The following is a 19048-nucleotide window of genomic DNA, read 5'->3' on the forward strand; positions in this document are numbered from 1 at the left end:
TTCCCTTAACGAAAAGTATCTTGTACTGCTGTTTTGGCTAAACCTTCGAGTTTGTTCTTCAAACTTAGGTCAACCTTGTAGTCACCCACTTTCACAACAAAACCACCTAAAAGATCACGATCGACGTGATGCGTGACTTCGGCCTTCTTGTTGAGTAGCTGACCAACGGCTTTGGCTATTTGTTGTTGGGCTTCACTTGACAATTCAACTGCCGACGTCACATCAGCTTGTACTAGACCTTCTGCTTCATCAATGTATTGTGCAAAAGCACCAGCAATCTGCGGAAGCAAACTAACCCTACCGCAATCGACAACCGCATCGACCAGGTTGTTTACCGCAGAAGCTGCGTCAGCAGCTTTTAACCCGTATGACAGAAGGCTCTTTTTTAGGTCATCTGGCATCGCGGGGCTGTTGAGTACCCGGGCAGCCTCGTCAAGGCTGAATAACGCTTTTAACTCCAAAAGGCTGTCGCGGTATTTTTTTGCCTGTTGAAGATCTCCACCCGTTAATTTTAGTAGAGCCTTGGCATATCGTTTAGCGATTCGTCCCATCTCGTCCTCAGCCTTGGGCACTAACGTGCTTGAGTTCGTCGATCTTCTTGCTGACAATCTTGACTTGCGCTTCCGTCGAAAGATCGCGTTTCAGTTTGTCGCGGACACTGTCCGCAGCCGTTTCGACGATTTCCCGACGTAGTTCGGCTCTTGCTTTGGCAACCTCTGCTGCAGCGATGCGACTTGCCTCGGTGCGGAGATGTTTTGCCAACTTTTCTGCGTCATCAAGAATTTTCGCGGCTTCCTGTTCCGCACTCGACAACGATGCCTTTTTAATTGCTTCGAGTTCCGCCTCGATTGACGCTTCCCGTTGCTTAAGTTCGTTTAATCTAGCCACTGCTTCGTCACGCGCTGCCGCAGCTTCGGCCATAAGTTTTTCGAACTGGTCACGGCGTTTCTTAGCAGCGGCTTTCGCTGGTTTGCGAAAAAAGAAGATCGCTAAGCCGAGAAAAATGGCGAAATTGGCGTAGGGAAGGATGATACCCATCAGGACGTCAACGTGTTCTTCCATATTTTTCAAACCTCCGTTAACGCGGCCACTCAGTTTAGGGCTAGGTGATAAAGTTGTTCAGACAAGGACTTCATAACTTCAGGTATACGCGCCCGCTCCGCGGCAAGTTCCTCGCGGATTTTATTCTCTACGCTGGCAATCTCCGCCTTAGCTGCTGTTTCAGCGGCAGCGAGGAGACGATCCCGCTCTGTTTGCGCTCTCTCTCTCAATGACTCCCGAACGGACTTAGCCTCCGCGGCACAAACTAGAAACTTCTCTTCTATGGCTTTGGTGATTTTGTCGGATTGCGCGAGCGCCCGCTGGGCCTCATCCTGACTACCTATGGTCAGGGCAGCGCGTCGAGCCCTGACCGCCAGGTATGGTTCAACAAAAAGTTTTTTTACCGCAACATAATTGACGAGAAAAATGCCAATTTGAGCGCCTAAAACTGAGGGATTAGGAATAAGATTGAGCGTAGCCATAGAATCACCTGTGCGCGATGCGTACTTGGAGAACAGCAAACAGCTTGGGCGCCTGTGAATAGCGCACTTTAGCTAAAGGAACAAGGTGATTTACAATACCGACGGCATTTTAGTCGAATAGCGCTCTGGATTTTTCAAAACCTATGTCCCATCAGCTTTAAGAGACGCTCCAATTCCGCGGCTGAGAAATAGGAAATTTCGATTTTTCCTCGGCTAGTACTACCGGCTACTCTTATTTTCGTATGGAGATAGTTACGTAGGCTTTCAGTGATGTACTGAAGGTCGGCTTCGTCCTTAATAGCCGCGGATTTTTGATCTGAAGTCTTTACGGGTGATTTTATGGACTTGCAAAGTTGTTCTGTTTGACGTACGCTTAGAGACTTTTTGACTACGATGTCTCGGCATCTTAGCATAGTTTTTTTGTCGTCAAGGCTCAGTATTGCGCGGCCGTGCCCCATCGAGAGACGCGTACTGACGATATCCTCCTGAATCTCTCGGGGCAGCGTTAGCAACCGCAGGGCGTTTGTCACTGTGGACCGCTCTTTACCCACACGGTCAGCGCACTGTTCCTGGGTTAGTCCGTAATCCTTAATAAGGGCCGAGTACGCTTCAGCTTCTTCAAGTATGTTCAGATCGGCTCTTTGAATATTCTCGATCAAAGCAAGACGAAGCAAATCTGTGTTTGCGCCCTCACGAACGATGGCTGGTATCGTAGTAAGTCCCGCAAGTTTCGAGGCCCGAAGGCGCCTCTCGCCAGCCACTACATAATAACGGCCAGCTTGAGGTGCTTGAGTAACAACGATTGGCTGCAGTACTCCATCAATCTTTAGACTATCTGACAGTTCCTTCAGAGCTCTGTCATCGAAAAGTTTACGAGGTTGCTGAGGGTTCGGATCGATCTCCTCGACATTAAGGCGCACTACCTCCGCATCCAGCTTCCGCTTAAGTTTCTCGTCGGAAATCTTTGTTCCAACATTTGCTTCTTCTGAGTGGTCGTCGGACAAATCACCTAGAAGCGAAGAAATACCTTTGCCAAGAGCCCCACGCCTTGTGGAGGGCGCCTTTTCACGAGTAGTCATTGTCTATACCTCAGCTATGATCAGTCATTTTCTGCTTAGTCATAGTCGATTTCTCAGCTTTCCCGCGGCTTGACGAAGGTGACTGATGTCGACGAATTAATATTCGGGCAACTTCCATGTATGCAACAGCACCGGTGCTATTAATGTCATAAAGGATGACGGGCTTACCATGGGAAGGCGCCTCCGACAACTTGACGTTCCTTGGGATCACAACTGGGAACACCTCATGGCCAAAGTGTGCCCGAATATCCTGCTCAACCTGGTGCGAGAGATTATTGCGGCGATCGTACATCGTAAGCAATATACCCTCCCGCTCTAGAGCTGGATTTAGACGCTTCTTTATCAGAGATACAGTTTTTACTAATTGGGATAGGCCTTCCATTGCGTAGTATTCACATTGGAGGGGAATGAGTACGGCATCAGCTGCAGTTAGGGCATTCACCGTTAGGATCCCAAGGGCGGGAGGGCAGTCTATGACGATAAAGTCATACAGACGCTGAATGGGGGCCAAGGCCTCCTTCAATCTAACCTCTCTACCAATGGCCGATACAAGCTCTACTTCAGCCCCAACTAAGTCGGGCAATGAGGGAGCAATATCTAGGCATTTCAACTCGGTGTGTAATATCGCACTCGTTATGGGTACTTCATCGACCAAGACGTTGTACATGCTAACGTCAAAGTCCCCTTTATAGATTCCTAAACCACTTCCAGCATTGGCCTGGGGATCCAGGTCGATGACCAGAACCTTTTTTTCGGCCGCTGCGAGGCATGCCGCAATATTAATTGCGGTGGTGGTCTTACCCACGCCTCCCTTTTGATTGGAAACGGCGATTACACGCGCCATGCGTATTACTCCAGTATCAAACTCGGATTGGAGAAAACAGGCGGTGACTATAACAACGACCTATTAATTTGAGAAGGGCTTTACGACCTTTCAAGCGGCGTAACGAGTAAATGTTTCACGTGGAACATTGATCCATTCAGCTAAATTTGGCCCGGCCAGGCAGAATGTTTCACGTGGAACATTATTTTTTCGGGAGAGGTTCCACCAGCCGGTTTAAGGGGAGTTTTTTAAGACCAGGCCTTACAAACCCTCATTACTCGTCACCACAATTCGCGCTCAGCACGGAATCAGTAAAAAATGTGCTCGAAGAACAGTGATTCTCGGCCTCAATAGACCTAACATGCTGATATTATTGTATTTTACAGGCTAGATTTTGATTGTTTCACGTGGAACATTCGTTAAATCCGTAAACTGAGGGAACCGAAAACCACTTTTTTCCTGCAAAAACCACTTTTTTCCTGCAAAAACCACTTTTTTCCTGCAAAAACCACTTTTTTCCTGCAAAAACCACTTTTTTCCAGCAAAAACCACTTTTTTCCAGCAAAAACCACTTTTTTCCAGCAAAAACCACTTTTTTCCTGCAAAAACCACTTTTTTCCTGCAAAAACCACTTTTTTCCTGCAAAAACCACTTTTTTCCTGCAAAAACCACTTTTTTCCTGCAAAAACCACTTTCCTTCTTACCAGCATTGCAAACATAAAATGCGTAACCCCAATGTTTCACGTGAAACATAGGCCAATTTCACTGGACGCACCAACATGGGGCCGCTAGCGCTCATGAGTCTGGTGATTCACGACTTGCGATACTTTGGTGAAGAAAACTCGAAATACTCAGAGGTGACGGTTGGTCAGAATTGACTATTGCTGTAGCGACAAATCAATCGAACTGACTTCATCGAAAAAGAGGAAAAAAGAGAATGTTTCACGTGAAACATTGATCGCTTAATGCAATGATTTTTGGGAGTTAGTCGGCTGGGAAATCACTGAAGTATTTCAATAGATAAAAAAAAAGCGGCAACAGGATCTACCCTGTCGCCGCTGCTATTTTCAGGTCCCAAAGAACCCGCTTAGATCACTTGAACGTCCAGATAATCGCGATTACGAAGCCAAGCAATGCCTGGAACTCCATAAACACCAAGCCGAGGATGAACGGCTGAAACAGTGCATCCTTAGCATTAGGATTGCGAGCGATACCCTCCAAAGCTGCCGTTGCAGTGCGACCTTGAGCTGACGCAGCCCCGAAAGCTGCCAGACCCATAGTCAAACCAGCGCCGATCGGAACCCAGCTGTTACCAGCATGCGCAGCAGCAGCCGCCTCTTGAGCGAATGCTAGCGAGCTTAGAAATAAACCACCAAATGCCATTGCAACTTTACCGAAGAAACCTTTCATGAACCCTTACCCCACTATCAAAAGTGCCACTACTACGCACAATTTTATAAGAATCAATGGTCGTGTGAAATCGCCATTGAAATATAAATACCAGATAATAAAGTGAATACAACACTCTGTACAACCGCTACCAACAAACCAAAAAACATTAATAATGCCGGAAATACTAAGTAGCTAAGGCTAGTAAATACGCCTAGCAACGTGTGATCTCCGTAAATGTTGCCAGTAAGCCTAAGCCCCAGCGACAACGGACGCGAAAAGTGACTCACTAGTTCGATACAAAAGAAGAGAGGAGCGATAAATGCCACCGGTCCTAAAAAATGCTTAACGTAGGCCCCACCGTGCTCCTTAATTCCTGCCAGGTTATACACGACAAACACACAGATACCGACAGCAACGTTGTTATCCATGGTTTCTGTGGGCGGAGGAAAGCCAGGAATCAGGCCAGACAAATTGCACACCACGATATAAACAAACACTGCCGCCAGAAAGGGGAAGAAACTAAGGTAGCGTTCGTGAGTGTTATCCTTAGCAATGCCCACGACAAACTCGAGCATCTCCTCAATAAGATGCCTGAGAGAAAACTTTCCACTTGGGACAACGTTAGCCCCGTCCCTACTCACAGACCGGCGGTAGTAAATCCCGGCCACGATTATGGCCAACAAACACAGAAGTCCGCCGACGGTTGGCTCCCATGCATGGTCGATGTGCAATCTGTGAAGAAGGATACTGTAGTAATTGATAAAGTGGGCAACCCCGCCACCACCCTCAGAGGCAAAGGCCACGCTGCTACCAAACAAGGATCCCAATGAGATCAGAAGGTTTTTTTTCATATGCTTCAATTCAGCTTTGAGCTCCGTACGTGGAACTGAGACGACTTGTCAACTTGCCAAACGGAGAGTTCTACTAACCTAGATCACTCGTCTTTGATAGCAAAAAGTGAAGCGACCTGCATCCGTGATGCCAACTTGCCACTCTACAAATTTATGGAATAGCATTCTTCACGCGAGGGTTACGGTAATTAAAGAGCCGCCACAACGAGAAAGCGACCAATACAGAAACAGCTCCTCCGACAAAATAAAATGGGCTTAATTGAACTACGATGAGACTGAGGTAGCTGCACGCACCGAGGCCAAAAATTTTTACCAAAAGAGCAAGAATCAGAAAGCCAGTGTTGCGAGTTGAGTTGCCATCAAGCGGATCGAATTGGCTGCTTCGCAACAACCGCTTAGCCATGTAAGAAATGGCATATGCGTTCAGCGCAAAAGTGACTGCACCAGCTAGGACAGCCTGCAGACGAACTTCGGACAGCATTACTGCCACTACGACAAACGCGACTATTAGCAACACACCTCCTCGATGCGTTTTAGTCAGCCGCTCATTCAACCGGTCTGTCTTTGCGGGACGTCTTGTCGGGGCCATCTTTTGTTGATTCAACTCCATCTTGTCCTTGAGACATTGCGGCGCGTATCACCACATAGAAGGTCTGCGCAATACCTAAAACTCCGACCACAAATGTCACAATGTACCAGTTAAATGCGGCTGGATGGTTCTTGTTCAGCCAATCACCAACCCAATAGGCCATTAGTACGAAAGTTACTGCTTGTACTTGAGCGGCTATCAAATACGTGAAAGCTTTTCCTAAATTAGCCAAACTTGACCTCCGACAAATTCAATTCCAGGCTGTGGGTAACTCTTATCAGCAACGCTTTAAGATACTGGAATCTTTAGGTAATTTTGTATACAAAAGACTTGCTCCCGTGTTGATGCCTATGGTAGCTTCCGGTGCTGCTTTACTCCGAAAAAAAGCGCTGAAACATTGACCCTCTGAGCTGAAGTCACGATTGTATGGATAAGTCAGGAATGCAAACTCTGTTTCCCGCTGAAGAGGGTTTATCGCTGTCTGGTGCAACTGACCTGCAAGGTGGGTGGGCTGAAGACCCTTGGCAGGCCATTCAGCGTAAGCTGCGCATGACTTTAGACGAAGATGCCTACATTAGCTGGGTGAAGCCCATCAAGGGGTCTTCAAATGCTGCGGGCGATGTCGTACTCACATTACCAAACCTGGTGTTCTACCAGGGTTTCCGCAACGAGTGTTTGTACCTTATAGAGCGATGCAAAGAAAGCCTGGGACTAGAACATATTCGCCTCCATATCGAAGTGGAAGGCGGGATAAAAAGCGGTTCCGGAAGTGAGGCTATTGAGGGTTCACACTACGGAGTCACGAACAACTCGGGACCAGCTGGCGGAGACTTTGGACCTGACGAGAGTTCTCTAGATGGTTTAGAGGCTGTCGGTGAGGGAAGTCAGGCTTTTTCCCGGTCCCTATCTCCAGAAGGGCATCTTAACCCTAATTATACATTCGAATCGTTCATCAAGGGTGACTCTAACCAATTTGCCGTGGCGACTTGTCTCAGTGCTGCTGAAAATCCTGGAAAGGCTTACAACCCACTGTTTATTTACGGGGGCGTAGGTCTTGGTAAAACTCACTTACTGCACGCCGTGGGCAATCTTGTTCTGAGACATACGCCAAACGCTGTGGTGACTTACATTTCCAGCGAGCGTTTCATGAACGAGTTAATCTACTGCTTGCGCTTCAATAAAATGTGGGACTTCCGTAAAAAATACCGAGATTGTGACGTACTTCTGGTTGACGATATCCAATTTATTTCCGGGAAAAAAGCTACCCAAGAGGAGTTCTTTCACACATTTAACACCCTCTACGGTGCGAAAAAACAGATTGTCATCACGTCTGACATGTTCCCAAAAGATATCCCCGATATCGAAGATAGGCTCCGGAACCGTTTTCAATGGGGCCTCATCGCTGACATTCAAGCCCCTAGTATCGAACATCGGATCGCCATTCTGTACAGCAAGGCCGAAAAGCTAGGTATCAGATTAAGGCCGGAAGTGGCCGAGTACATCGCTAAGCATGCCAAGCGTAATGTACGCGAACTAGAGGGTGCCCTGCATCGCATCAATGCTTACGGCAAACTCCAGGGCGAAGAAATCACTCTTGATCTAGCCGCTAGGACATTCAAGGACGTACTTGGTGAAGCCCCTAAAAGAATGTCTATCGATACGGTGCAAAAAGCTGTTGCCGAGCATTTTCAAATGAAAGTGGCAGATTTGAAATCGAAGAGACGCCAACGGGCTATCGCTATGCCGAGACAGATCGCGATGTATCTATCACGCAAGCTGACCAATGCTTCTTATCCGGATATAGGTGAAAAGTTTGGTGGCAAGGATCACACAACGGTCATGCACAATGTCAAAAAGATCGAAGAGTCATTGGACAGAGATCTTGATCTGAAAGCTCACATTGACGCTCTCGAACGGCATTTAGAGCAGCTGCAGTAAATCGTAGAGCACTTGATCCTGTGAATAACTTGTTCAAAACAGGTTGAGAATATGCATGGATTGCCTGTGGGTAAAAAGTGGATAGAAGAGGTACGTAGAATTATCCCCAATTTGGTACTCAAGTTATCCACCAAGTTATCCACTGTTCATATACATGCTTTTTTCTATTTTTCCTAAATGCTTTCATGAGGTTATATCTTTATCCACAATAGCTGAGACTGACTACTACGACTGCTATATAGATAAAAATAGACTTCTTTAAGATAACAGTGCCACTAAGCTTGGGAGCTTCCAAAGAGCCATGAGAATCCAACTACCAAAACATCTCTTGAGCACTGCCACCAATCGGATGCAAGGCGCTATTGCCGAGCGCAGTCTGAGTCAAATTGGGCTCAATGCCGTCGACAATGTGTTACATGTTGCAGCCACGGATAGGGTGCTCTCAGTCTACAGTTCACTGGCCTGCGAATTTGCCGAAGGGGGAGTATGTTTCGTCCCAGCTCGCTTATTTTCGGATGTTGTCAAAGAACTACCTGAAGGGCTAGTTAAGCTGGAGAGAGAAGCATCTTACTTGGTAATCACAGCGGGGAATGCTGGAGAATTCACCATGAAGCTGCCCTTACTAGATGAAGCTGTATGGTTTGATCCGCCAGTGATTGAGTGTCATAGTAGTGCGGACTTGCCTGCCGCCAAAGTGGCCTACATGATCGATCAGGTCCAATTTTGTATTGTCCCTGAGTCACCGCGCAATTATGGAACCGTCGGGTTTTTACATAAACCCTCTGAAAATGCCTGCCGCCTAGTTGGGACGGACGGGTTTCGTCTGTCTTACTGTGAGGTCGCAACAGAACTCCCCAAAGGTTTTCTTGACAACGGAGTGTGCTTATCCAAGCGCACTATGACTGAGCTGCATCGGATGTGTGGGGAGGGTTTCAGCCATATTAAGTTATCCATTACTCAGGATGGAAATACCATGGTTGCCGAAGTTCCCGGCTACAAGATCTTTGTAAGATTGTCTGCCGTTCGCTATCCAAACTACATGGGAGTCCTGCCTCAAAGGAAATTGTCGGGAGTTGTAGTTTCGCGAAGTCATTTTCAAAATGTGACCAAGCGCGTTTTGCTGGCTGCGGATAAAAGTCGCGCTTTGCAGTTGAGCTTTTCGGACTCATCCCTTACCCTCAATTCCAAGACTATGGGGAGCTCAGAGGGTCGTGAGACTGTGCCGCTTGTGGATTACCATGGGCCTCAATTTGATATTGCGGTCAATGGTAAGTTCTTAACGGATATCTTTTCCACAACTGAGAGCAAGGAATTGGCCCTCCATTTCAACGAAGAAAGTAACGAGGACCCTATAGTTATTGTGCCAAAAAATGAGCCGGCGGAATGCCGGTCCAAGCATGTACTAGTGCCGATCAAACAGAACGACTGAGTCTAGGAAGGCGGCGAGCATGACCGATAAGCCGAAGAATGAATATTCTGCCGATAACATCCAGGTGCTTGAGGGTTTAGAGGCGGTACGTAAAAGACCAGGCATGTACATTGGCTCTACGTCTCTGGACGGCCTTCACCACTTGGTTTACGAAATAGTAGACAACTCTATTGACGAAGCTATGGGTGGTCATTGTAATGAAATCAATGTGTTACTTCATATTGATGGTAGTTGCAGTGTAAAAGACAACGGGCGTGGTATACCAGTCGACCAGCACAAGGGTGGCAAATCTGCGTTAGAAGTCATCATGACGGTGCTTCATGCTGGCGGCAAATTTGATGATAAAGCATTTGCCTTTTCTGGTGGTCTTCACGGGGTGGGTGCTTCAGTCGTCAACGCCCTTTCGGAGTGGTGCAAAGTTGAGGTGCGCAAGGACGGCAAGGTTTACATGCAGTCGTATAAGCGCGGCAAGCCAGATGACGATGTGAAAATGATTGGAGCCACAGACAGTCGTGGTACGCAAACTTTCTTTAAACCTGATGCTCAAATATTTCCCGAGACTAAATTTAGTTTCGAAGTCCTGACGAAAAGGTTGCGCGAGTTGGCCTTTTTAAACAAAGGCGTCAAAATCACACTCAAAGACGAGACATCTGATCAGGAAGCCGAGTTTTATTATGAGGGTGGACTTTTGTCTTTCGTCGAATACCTCGCGAAAGGCAGAACTCCCCTACACTCTCAACCTGTATACATTATAGGCACTCAACTAAGCACTGATGGTGGCAAAATTGAAGCTGCGATGGAGTGCTCACTGCAGTGGACCGACGCGTACTCGGAGAGTTTCTATTCTTACGTTAACAATATTCATACTAACGAGGGTGGCACCCATGTCACCGGTCTTCGTTCAGCTCTGACCAGAGTTGTTAACCAGTTTGCCGAATCAACTGGGATGCTAAAGACCTTCAAAGAAGGAATCACGGGTGATGACATCAGGGAGGGTCTAACTGGTGTCATAGCTGTTAAAGTCAAAAATCCTGAATTCCAGGGTCAAACCAAAAATAAGCTGGGTAACACAGAGGTCAAAGGTTGGGTAGAAACTATCATCGGCGAGAAACTGACAGCCTATTTTGAGCAGAATCCAGAGGTTGTTCGCCGCGTTATAAATAAGATCATCGATGCTGCAAGGGCACGCTTAGCCGCCAAAAAAGCGCGTGAATTGACGCAACGCAAAGGGGCACTGGACTTTGCCGGGCTGCCAGGAAAAATGGCTGACTGCCAAGAGAAAGACCCGCAGCAGTGCGAACTCTTCTTGGTTGAGGGTGATTCAGCCGGTGGCTCTGCAAAGCAGGGGCGCGATAAGCGGACGCAAGCAGTACTGCCTTTAAGAGGTAAGATTTTAAACGTTGAGAAAGCTCGTTATGACAAAATGCTTTCTTCGCAAGAGATCAAGCTACTCATTCAGGCACTTGGGACCGGTATTGGTAAAGACAATTTTGACATCACAAAACTTAGGTATCATAAGATCATTTTGATGACCGATGCCGACGTTGACGGTGCTCACATCAGAACTTTATTGCTGACGTTTTTCTTTCGTCAAATGCCAGAGATTATAGAACGTGGGTACCTCTATATTGCCCAACCGCCCCTGTACAAATACCGTAAAGGTAAAATTGAGCGTTATCTGAAGGATGACGCGGCATTACTTTCGTTTTTGATTGATGCTGGTATGACCAACCTGCACCTGAAAGATGCTAACGGTAAAGATATCGATCGTGGTGTGATTTCAAGTCTGATCGCCAAGCTGTCTCGTTATAACGAACTGATGGATTTAAGTAGCCGACGAAAACCACGCGAATTAATTCAGTTTTTTATTGAACACGAGGATATCGGCCCCCAAGCGTTGGCTGATGAAGGGGCCGCAAAGGTTCTAGTTGAACGTATTAAATCAAATTTGGGCTCGAAACTTTCTGGTCAAAGACTTTTTGTTACCGATCGCGTGACATTTGATGCTGAACACAGTCGTTATCAAATTGTCTTAGAGACTCGCATCCGTGATTTACCCCAGACATCTATCATCGACTCTGGTTTATTTGGGTCGGGTGAAATCGTAGAACTCCGTCGCATAAGTAAACAAATGCAGGAGGTAGCAGTCGCTCCTTTCACATTCAGCCGGCTGAAGAAGGCTAAGGCAACCGGTAAAGAACCGGTGGAAGTTGATAACACCGGCGATAATGAAGACGCTAAGGATCTCATAGTCGCAGCTGATGCTGACGTAGGCACCCTAGCCAATCTTTACGATTTGAAAGTTTTCATCGAGCAAGAGGGAAGAAAAGGCGCTTATATCCAGCGATACAAAGGCCTTGGCGAGATGAATGCGGAGCAGTTGGAGGAAACCACAATGGATCCAACGAAGCGAACCTTGTTGAATGTTGAAGTCGATGACGCGATGGAAGCTGATCACATCTTCTCTACCCTAATGGGCGATGATGTCGAACCACGTCGTGATTTTATCCAGAAAAATGCGCTGAACGTCCGTAACTTGGACGTCTGAGGGAACTAGCATGGAACAAATTAAACACATAGTCCCGATAAAAATCGAAGAAGAAATGCGGTCTGCGTTTCTTGATTATTCGATGAGCGTCATTGTGTCTCGGGCGCTGCCAGATGCCAGAGACGGTCTAAAGCCGGTGCAAAGGCGTATTCTTTATGCCATGTATCAGCTTCGTAACTTCCATAATCGCCCCTATCTAAAATCAGCTCGGATTGTCGGTGACGTACTCGGCCGCTTCCATCCCCATGGCGATTCCTCGGTTTACGAGGCCTTAGTGCGACTGGCGCAGGATTTCAGTCTTAGATATCCTCTGATCGATGGTCAGGGTAACTTTGGCTCAATAGACGGCGATAGCGCCGCCGCGATGCGTTACACCGAAGCCAGGTTGGAGAAGATTGCTGACTTATTGATTGCCGACATCGATAAGGAAACTGTCAATTTTGTACCAAACTACGACGGAAAAGAATTTGAGCCAGTGGTTATGCCGTCGCGGTTACCTCAGCTTCTTATAAACGGAGCTAGCGGTATTGCGGTTGGTATGGCCACCAATATTCCACCTCACAATACGCTAGAGGTGGTCCAGGCTCTCGAGGCGCTCATTGAAGACCCCAAGATTTCCATCGATAGGTTGATGGACTACGTTAAGGGTCCGGATTTCCCCACAGCGGGACTGATCTACGGAATTACCGGGATTAAACAGGCGTATCTGACGGGTCATGGATCGGTCATCATGCGCGCTAGAGCCATAGTCGAAGACTCTGGTAAATCAGGTCGTGAGCGCATTGTCATCTCAGAGATACCCTACCAGGTCAATAAGTCGCGTCTCATCGAGAAGATAGCTGAACTAGTCCACGCCAAGAAAATTGAAGGCATATCCGACATCCGAGACGAATCTAATAAGGACGGCATTCGCGTTGTCATAGACCTTAAGAAAGGTGAAAATGCGGACATTATCCTTAATAATCTTTATAAATTAACTCCGATGCAGAGTTCGTTTGGGGTCAACGTGGTAGCCCTCGTTAATGGCGCGCCACGGGTACTCAACCTTAAGCAACTTCTTGAAGTGTTCTACCAACATCGCCGCGAAGTAGTACTACGTCGTACTGCATATGAACTAAGAAAAGCAGAAGAACGTGGCCATATACTCGCAGGTTTGAAAATCGCCGTCGAAAATATTGACGAGGTTGTGGCAATCATTCGTAAATCGCGTGATCCCGCGATTGCGGCGGGAGAGCTGACGACCAAGTTTGGTCTCACGGAGATTCAGACTAAAGCGATTCTCGAAATGAGACTTGCTCGCCTGACCGGACTGGAGCGCGACAAGATCGTTGCAGAGTACAAAGAAGTCATGGAGCTTATTGCGGATCTTAAGGATATTTTGGAAAAACCCGAGCGCGTAACGAGTTTGATCCGCGAGGAACTGAAGTTTCTACGTGAAAATCACGGCGATCAGAGGCGTACTGAAATTATTGCATCCGCCGCCGATGAATTTACGATGGAAAGCCTTGTCGCCGACGAAGAAGTAGCTGTAACGGTGTCTCACACAGGCTATGTGAAGCGGACTCCACTTGAGGATATCAGGGCACAGCGTCGCGGGGGTAAGGGTAAAGCGGGAATGTTGACTCGTGAAGAAGACGTGGTCAGTAGTGTCTTCATGACGAGCAATCATCAAACTTTACTGTGTTTCTCAAATATAGGGCGTGTGTTCGAGCTCAAGGTTTATCAGCTGCCAGAGTTACCATTAAGGTCCCGCGGTAAGCACTTCGCTAGCCTCTGTAAACTGACAGAGGGCGAAAAGATTGTTTCCGTGTTGCCACTAAAAGAGTTTAAAGAAGGTCACTTCATTGTATCTGTGACCGCTCATGGCTTTGTGAAGAAAACAGACTTGATGGCCTACTCTAATGTTAGGTCATCAGGAATCATAGGCCTCAAGCTAGACGACGGCGATTCCTTGGTGAGTTGTGCAATCACTGATGGAAACAACGAGATATTAATTGCTACTCGTTGGGGTAAGGCCATTCGCTTCAATGAGGAAGAAATTCGCCCAACTGGTCGGGCATCAAGAGGCGTCGTCGGCATAAGGTTCGGAGAAGGGAGCGACAGTTCCGAGCCTGGGGTAGATAGCCTAGGAACTCCAGAAGATATGGGTATTGGCGGGCTTCCAAATGAGCCGGATCGCGTAATTGGCATGGAAATCATCCGCGGGAACTTCACGATTCTCTCTGTTTGTGAGGGAGGTTACGGGAAAAGGACTCCTCTTGAGGAGTACAGAGTGCAGTCTCGCGGTGGCAAAGGTATTTTTACCATCAAAGTTACGGAGAGAAACGGACTGGTGGTGGGTATCCTGCAAGTAGACGAAAATGATGATTTGATGGTCATGACTTCGTCAGGAAAAATCACTAGATTCAACGTCAATGAAGTGGGAGTGATTGGTCGCGTCACTCAGGGCGTAAGGCTTATGTCGGTTGAATCTGGGGAAAAAGTAATCAGCCTTTGCAAAGTGCAAAAACTAGAGGGAGAAGAGGTCTAGTTTGGCTGAGACCACAGATTTTAGTGTCGATGAAAGTACGGTTGCAAAAGTTGCAGATCTTGCAAATCTCCAACTTTCTGCAGCGGAGCTTATAGGCTTTCAGACTCAACTAACGCGCATACTAAGGTATGCCGTTGATCTTCGTGACCTTAAAGCCGAGCAAAAGACTGCAGATCAAACTGAGAGGTTTGCCTTTGAAAGCCAAGAACTCGAGCGCGAGGACCAATGCTTAGCATCTCTCCCGCCAGAGCTAGCATTGGGAAATGCTACAAAGACCGAAGGCACTGCTTTTTCAGTGCCCAGAGTGATTGACTAGGGAGCGACAGTTTGACTCAGAATTCACCCCTCCAGCCATACCAGGCGTCTGCCCTAAAAATTAGCAGCATGGTGAGGTCGGGTGACCTCGCGGTGAGTGAAGTTGTCGCTTTCTACTTGAATCGGACCAAGCAAATCGCCGACCGAATCAATTCTCATACCTATCATCAAGTGAAATCCGTCGAGATTCAAACGAGAGAACTTGAAAAGCGATTATTAGCCCGCGAGCACCTGCCTATGGCTGGTGTCCCGATCCTTGTTAAAGACAATATCTGTACTCGTGATATGCCTACGACCTGTGCATCAAAGATGCTGGAAAATTTTCGTCCACCGTTTGATGCTCACGTAGTAGCGAGGCTGCGTCATGCCGGTGCAATTATCTTTGGAAAAACCAATCTAGATGAGTTCGCTATGGGTAGTTCCAGCGAAAACTCAAGTTTTGGTCCCACTCTAAATCCCTGGGACTTAACTCGTGTCCCGGGAGGTTCTTCTGGTGGCTCGGCAGCCGCCGTAGCAGCGGACCTAGCTCCTGTGGCATTAGGTTCAGATACCGGTGGTTCGATCAGACAACCAGCAGCCTTTTGCGGGATCTACGGACTAAAACCAACTTACGGGACCGTCAGCAGGTTCGGGCTCGTCTCCTATGCTTCGTCACTAGATCAAATCGGACCTTTTGCGCGCGATATTTGCGATCTTGCGTTAGTCCACGATGTCATCAGTGGCCACGATCCACGAGACAGCACTAGTCGTGTCTTAGATTCAACAAATGTTTGTGAAGAACTTATTCGCTACGAACCAAACCTCAACGGTACAAAAATCGGGTTGATTAAAGAGCTTTTTGCAACAGGTCTAGATACGTCAATAAATGCGGCAATCCAGGAAGCCGCCGATGCACTGCGCAAGCTAGGGGCCGAAATACGTGAAGTTTCGATCCCTTCGTTAAAGTATAGCGTGTCTTCATATTATTTAATTGCGACTGCCGAGGCATCTGCAAATTTGGCGCGCTACGACGGGATTCGTTATGGGCATAGGACTCAGGAGCCAGTCACGAGCCTAAAAGATTTATACAAAAAATCGCGCCAAGAGGGCTTCGGTCGTGAGGTCAAACAGCGAATCATGCTTGGTACATTTGCACTATCCTCGGGATATTATGATGCCTACTATGGAAAAGCCACTCAGGCTCGTAGGTTAATTGCGCACGAGTTTAATAAAGCGCTCGAGGAAGCAGATTTTCTGCTGTCACCAGTTGCGCCTACCACGGCTTTTAGGCTTGGTGAAAAGATAAATGATCCTTTAACCATGTACTTGGGTGATATTTGTACTTTAGGAGTAAATCTAGCAGGCTTACCAGCACTATCGGTTCCTTGCGGTTGGGATAAAAGTAATCTCCCTATAGGAATGCAGATCATTGGACGACCTCTGTCCGAAAAAAATTTACTGACCACTGCTAGGGCCTACGAACGTAGTGTAGGTTTACACCTTCAACGGCAGCCGTCATTGTGAGGTATGATAAGTGCAATTTGAGCCCATTATCGGTCTTGAAGTACATTGTCAATTAGCCACTAATTCCAAACTATTCTGTGCATGTTCCACCGTTTTCGGAGCGGATGCCAACCATCAAGTATGCGAAGTCTGTTTGGGAATGCCAGGGACGCTACCGGTACTCAATAAGACTGCCGTTCATTACGCCATAAAATTAGCTATTGCCGTTGGTGGTCGTATCAATGAGCAGAGTACCTTTGCTCGCAAGCAATATTTCTATCCAGATTTGCCTAAGGGTTATCAGATTACTCAGTTTGAGCAGCCATATTGTGAGGGCGGTGTAGTCCAGGTTGATAAGGAGACCAGGGTCGAGCTAATCAGAATTCATATTGAAGAAGATGCCGGGAAGAATGTTCACGCTCGCGATAGCAGTCACATTGACTATAACAGAGCGGGTATGCCTCTCGTTGAAATCGTAAGCAAGCCAACGATAAGGTCTGCTGCCGAAGCTGCAGCCTACCTAAGAAGCCTCAGGTCTCTAGTACGTCATCTAGGGATAAGTGACGGTAACTTAGAAGAAGGCTCTTTTCGCTGCGATGCTAACGTGTCGCTGAAGCCTGTTGGTAGTTCAGTGCTTGGCACGCGGTGCGAGATTAAGAACCTAAACTCGTTTAGGTATGTAGAGCGTGCGATAAATTTTGAAATTGAACGTCAACGAGAGTTGATCATCAACGGAATGCCAGTAATTCAGCAGACTTTGCTTTTTGACGCAGAATTGGGACGCACTATACCAATGCGCAGTAAAGAGGAAAGTCATGATTACCGGTATTTTCCCGATCCTGACCTCCCATTCCTACGGATTTCGAAAGAGCGAATTAAAACTATTACGGCCGCATTGCCGGAATTACCTTTGGCCATGGCATCGCGAATTGCGGAGCAATATACGCTTCCTGACCATGATGCTCACCTGTTGACCCAAGATAAAGTTGTTGCCCATTACTTTGAGCAAGTAGTGCTTGCTTGTGAGAACTCGGTTTCTAGCAAAATTGTGGCTAATTGGGTCATAGGTGAAGTCATTCCTTTGGCAAGTGAACAAAACTGGAACATGAGTAACCCAGTCATTCCTTACGAGTCGCTAGCCGGTCTCCTTAAGTTAATTGGTATCGGCACCGTATCAAGTAAAATAGCCAAAGTCGTTTTCGAAGAAATGGTCAAAAGTGGAGAAAATCCGGCACTAATAGTGGATAAATTAGGTTTAGTTCAGGTTAGTGACGAGGGAGCTATAGCAAAGATCGTGGATCAAGTTATTGAGGAAAATCCTGAGCAAGTGACGCAGTATCTTTCCGGTAAAGATAAGGTATTAGGATTCTTTGTTGGCCAGATTATGAGGGCAAGCAAGGGCAAGATGAATCCCGGGTTGGTTAACTCAATTCTCTTGAAAAAACTGGATCAGCGTCGTGAGCACAACTAAATCCAGAATCGCTGTTATTTTCGCCGACTACCTCAAGCGAGGACTCTTTACGCATGGATACTGTGCTCGAGGGTCACTTGACACCGTTACGCCTTGTTTTGAATACGAGCATTTACCCGAGCAACGGTCGATTTTCGACCTTGCTAGTCTGACTAAAGCTTTAGTTACAACACCTTTGGTTTTCCAGGCAGCGAACGATCTTGCATTGCCACTTAGTGCGAGCATCGAGGAATGGATGCGGGGGTATGAGCATAAACTCAATCCACGCATACTTGATATTAGAATAGACGAATTACTAGCGCACAGATCAGGCTTGCCAGCTTGGCGCAATTTTTGGATTTGCCATCTTGGCATCGATAGTCCCTCTGCTTTGAGGGATGATTTCAATCGTCGTCAGTTGATGGTAGACGGTCTAAATCGAGCGGTAACAGCGAAGGTGGCCAGCGGTGTGGATGTATATAGCGACGTTGGATTTATACTGCTGGGATATATTCTGGAGGTGCTGAGAGCTCAAGATCTTTCCTCTATTTTCGGCCAATTCGCTTCGAAGTGTTCCAGTGATCCTGATCCCGAATTGAGGTTTGGTGTCGCTAATTCTGAACGTCACAGGGCCGTACCGACTTCATGGTGTAAGCTGAGGGATATTGATCTGGTAGGGCAAGTTCACGACGAGAATTGTGCCGCACTTGGCGGCATAGCAGGGCATGCCGGGTTGTTTGGGAGCGGTAGGGACTTGGTTTTCTACTTGCACAAGCTATTCGCAAGCCCAATAGGTCAACAGATCTTGGAAGAAAACTCACGACGTCGAGAATTGCCCATTAAAAATCCTCCAAATGCTAGTCTGCTAGGGTGGAGACAGGGAGCGGACCCAACCTCCCTACCCTTCGGCAATGGTGCTGCAATTGGGCACATGGGGTTCACCGGTGTAGCCTTTTGGTTGTGGCCCGAGACGCGCGAATATGTCATGTTGCTGACCAATCGTGTCAGGAGCGGGCGTCAAAACCCTGGAATTGCCTCTATGCGGCAGGAAATATTTGCAGAGCTCGCTGCCATTTGATTTAGAGCCCTGAAAGATCGG

At 47.3% G+C, this 19048-nt stretch carries 18 protein-coding genes; 8 read left to right on the forward strand and 10 right to left on the reverse strand.

What is annotated here, in order from left to right:
• Window positions 1-5: 5 nt before the first annotated feature.
• The 10 genes from atpH to FJ146_03595 all read right to left on the reverse strand — a co-directional run bounded on the left by atpH (window position 6) and on the right by FJ146_03595 (window position 6489).
• A complete protein-coding gene (gene atpH / locus FJ146_03550; GenBank protein ID MBM4251022.1) occupies window positions 6-551 on the reverse strand; it encodes an ATP synthase F1 subunit delta in 546 nt (181 codons plus the stop codon).
• A gap of 7 nt (window positions 552-558) precedes the next feature.
• A complete protein-coding gene (locus FJ146_03555; GenBank protein ID MBM4251023.1) occupies window positions 559-1062 on the reverse strand; it encodes a hypothetical protein in 504 nt (167 codons plus the stop codon).
• Between the two features lie 29 nt (window positions 1063-1091).
• Window positions 1092-1523 (reverse strand): hypothetical protein, encoded by a 432-nt coding sequence (locus FJ146_03560; GenBank protein ID MBM4251024.1) that lies wholly within the window; start codon window positions 1521-1523, stop codon window positions 1092-1094.
• Window positions 1524-1657: 134 nt separating this feature from the next.
• Window positions 1658-2602 (reverse strand): ParB/RepB/Spo0J family partition protein, encoded by a 945-nt coding sequence (locus FJ146_03565; GenBank protein MBM4251025.1) that lies wholly within the window; start codon window positions 2600-2602, stop codon window positions 1658-1660.
• 10 nt (window positions 2603-2612) lie between these two features.
• Complete coding sequence (locus FJ146_03570) at window positions 2613-3446, reverse strand: chromosome partitioning protein ParA (GenBank protein MBM4251026.1); 834 nt, start codon at window positions 3444-3446, stop codon at window positions 2613-2615.
• A 382-nt stretch (window positions 3447-3828) separates the two neighbouring features.
• Window positions 3829-4110, reverse strand: a complete 282-nt coding sequence (locus FJ146_03575) for a hypothetical protein (GenBank protein ID MBM4251027.1) — start codon at window positions 4108-4110, stop codon at window positions 3829-3831.
• Window positions 4111-4517: 407 nt separating this feature from the next.
• Window positions 4518-4835: an ATP synthase F0 subunit C gene (locus FJ146_03580; protein MBM4251028.1), complete on the reverse strand. Its 318-nt coding sequence runs from the start codon at window positions 4833-4835 to the stop codon at window positions 4518-4520.
• A 53-nt stretch (window positions 4836-4888) separates the two neighbouring features.
• The gene (gene atpB / locus FJ146_03585; protein ID MBM4251029.1) at window positions 4889-5668 is read right to left on the reverse strand and encodes a F0F1 ATP synthase subunit A; all 780 of its coding nucleotides are present in this window, start codon (window positions 5666-5668) and stop codon (window positions 4889-4891) included.
• Between the two features lie 151 nt (window positions 5669-5819).
• Window positions 5820-6182: a hypothetical protein gene (locus FJ146_03590; GenBank protein ID MBM4251030.1), complete on the reverse strand. Its 363-nt coding sequence runs from the start codon at window positions 6180-6182 to the stop codon at window positions 5820-5822.
• Between the two features lie 31 nt (window positions 6183-6213).
• Window positions 6214-6489 (reverse strand): hypothetical protein, encoded by a 276-nt coding sequence (locus tag FJ146_03595; protein ID MBM4251031.1) that lies wholly within the window; start codon window positions 6487-6489, stop codon window positions 6214-6216.
• Window positions 6490-6683: 194 nt separating this feature from the next.
• Between FJ146_03595 and dnaA the strand changes: the two genes are divergently transcribed.
• The 8 genes from dnaA (at window position 6684) to FJ146_03635 (ending at window position 19027) form a co-directional block, all read left to right on the forward strand.
• Window positions 6684-8195, forward strand: a complete 1512-nt coding sequence (dnaA, locus tag FJ146_03600) for a chromosomal replication initiator protein DnaA (GenBank protein ID MBM4251032.1) — start codon at window positions 6684-6686, stop codon at window positions 8193-8195.
• Window positions 8196-8496: 301 nt separating this feature from the next.
• The gene (dnaN, locus tag FJ146_03605; protein MBM4251033.1) at window positions 8497-9624 is read left to right on the forward strand and encodes a DNA polymerase III subunit beta; all 1128 of its coding nucleotides are present in this window, start codon (window positions 8497-8499) and stop codon (window positions 9622-9624) included.
• Window positions 9625-9643: 19 nt separating this feature from the next.
• The gene (gyrB, locus tag FJ146_03610) at window positions 9644-12172 is read left to right on the forward strand and encodes a DNA topoisomerase (ATP-hydrolyzing) subunit B (GenBank protein ID MBM4251034.1); all 2529 of its coding nucleotides are present in this window, start codon (window positions 9644-9646) and stop codon (window positions 12170-12172) included.
• 10 nt (window positions 12173-12182) lie between these two features.
• Window positions 12183-14702 carry a DNA topoisomerase (ATP-hydrolyzing) subunit A gene (gene gyrA / locus FJ146_03615; GenBank protein ID MBM4251035.1) on the forward strand — a complete coding sequence of 840 codons (2520 nt, stop codon included), beginning with the start codon at window positions 12183-12185 and terminating at the stop codon, window positions 14700-14702.
• Between the two features lies 1 nt (window position 14703).
• Window positions 14704-15018: an aspartyl/glutamyl-tRNA amidotransferase subunit C gene (locus tag FJ146_03620; GenBank protein ID MBM4251036.1), complete on the forward strand. Its 315-nt coding sequence runs from the start codon at window positions 14704-14706 to the stop codon at window positions 15016-15018.
• A gap of 68 nt (window positions 15019-15086) precedes the next feature.
• Window positions 15087-16520 (forward strand): Asp-tRNA(Asn)/Glu-tRNA(Gln) amidotransferase subunit GatA, encoded by a 1434-nt coding sequence (gene gatA / locus FJ146_03625; GenBank protein ID MBM4251037.1) that lies wholly within the window; start codon window positions 15087-15089, stop codon window positions 16518-16520.
• Window positions 16521-16530: 10 nt separating this feature from the next.
• A complete protein-coding gene (gatB, locus tag FJ146_03630) occupies window positions 16531-17970 on the forward strand; it encodes an Asp-tRNA(Asn)/Glu-tRNA(Gln) amidotransferase subunit GatB (protein ID MBM4251038.1) in 1440 nt (479 codons plus the stop codon).
• A complete protein-coding gene (locus tag FJ146_03635) occupies window positions 17948-19027 on the forward strand; it encodes a serine hydrolase (protein MBM4251039.1) in 1080 nt (359 codons plus the stop codon). The genes gatB and FJ146_03635 overlap by 23 nt, the downstream gene beginning before the upstream one ends.
• Window positions 19028-19048 lie beyond the last annotated feature (21 nt).

It is taken from the genome of Deltaproteobacteria bacterium, assembly GCA_016874735.1.
In the GTDB taxonomy this organism is placed as follows: domain Bacteria; phylum Bdellovibrionota_B; class Oligoflexia; order Oligoflexales; family CAIYRB01; genus CAIYRB01.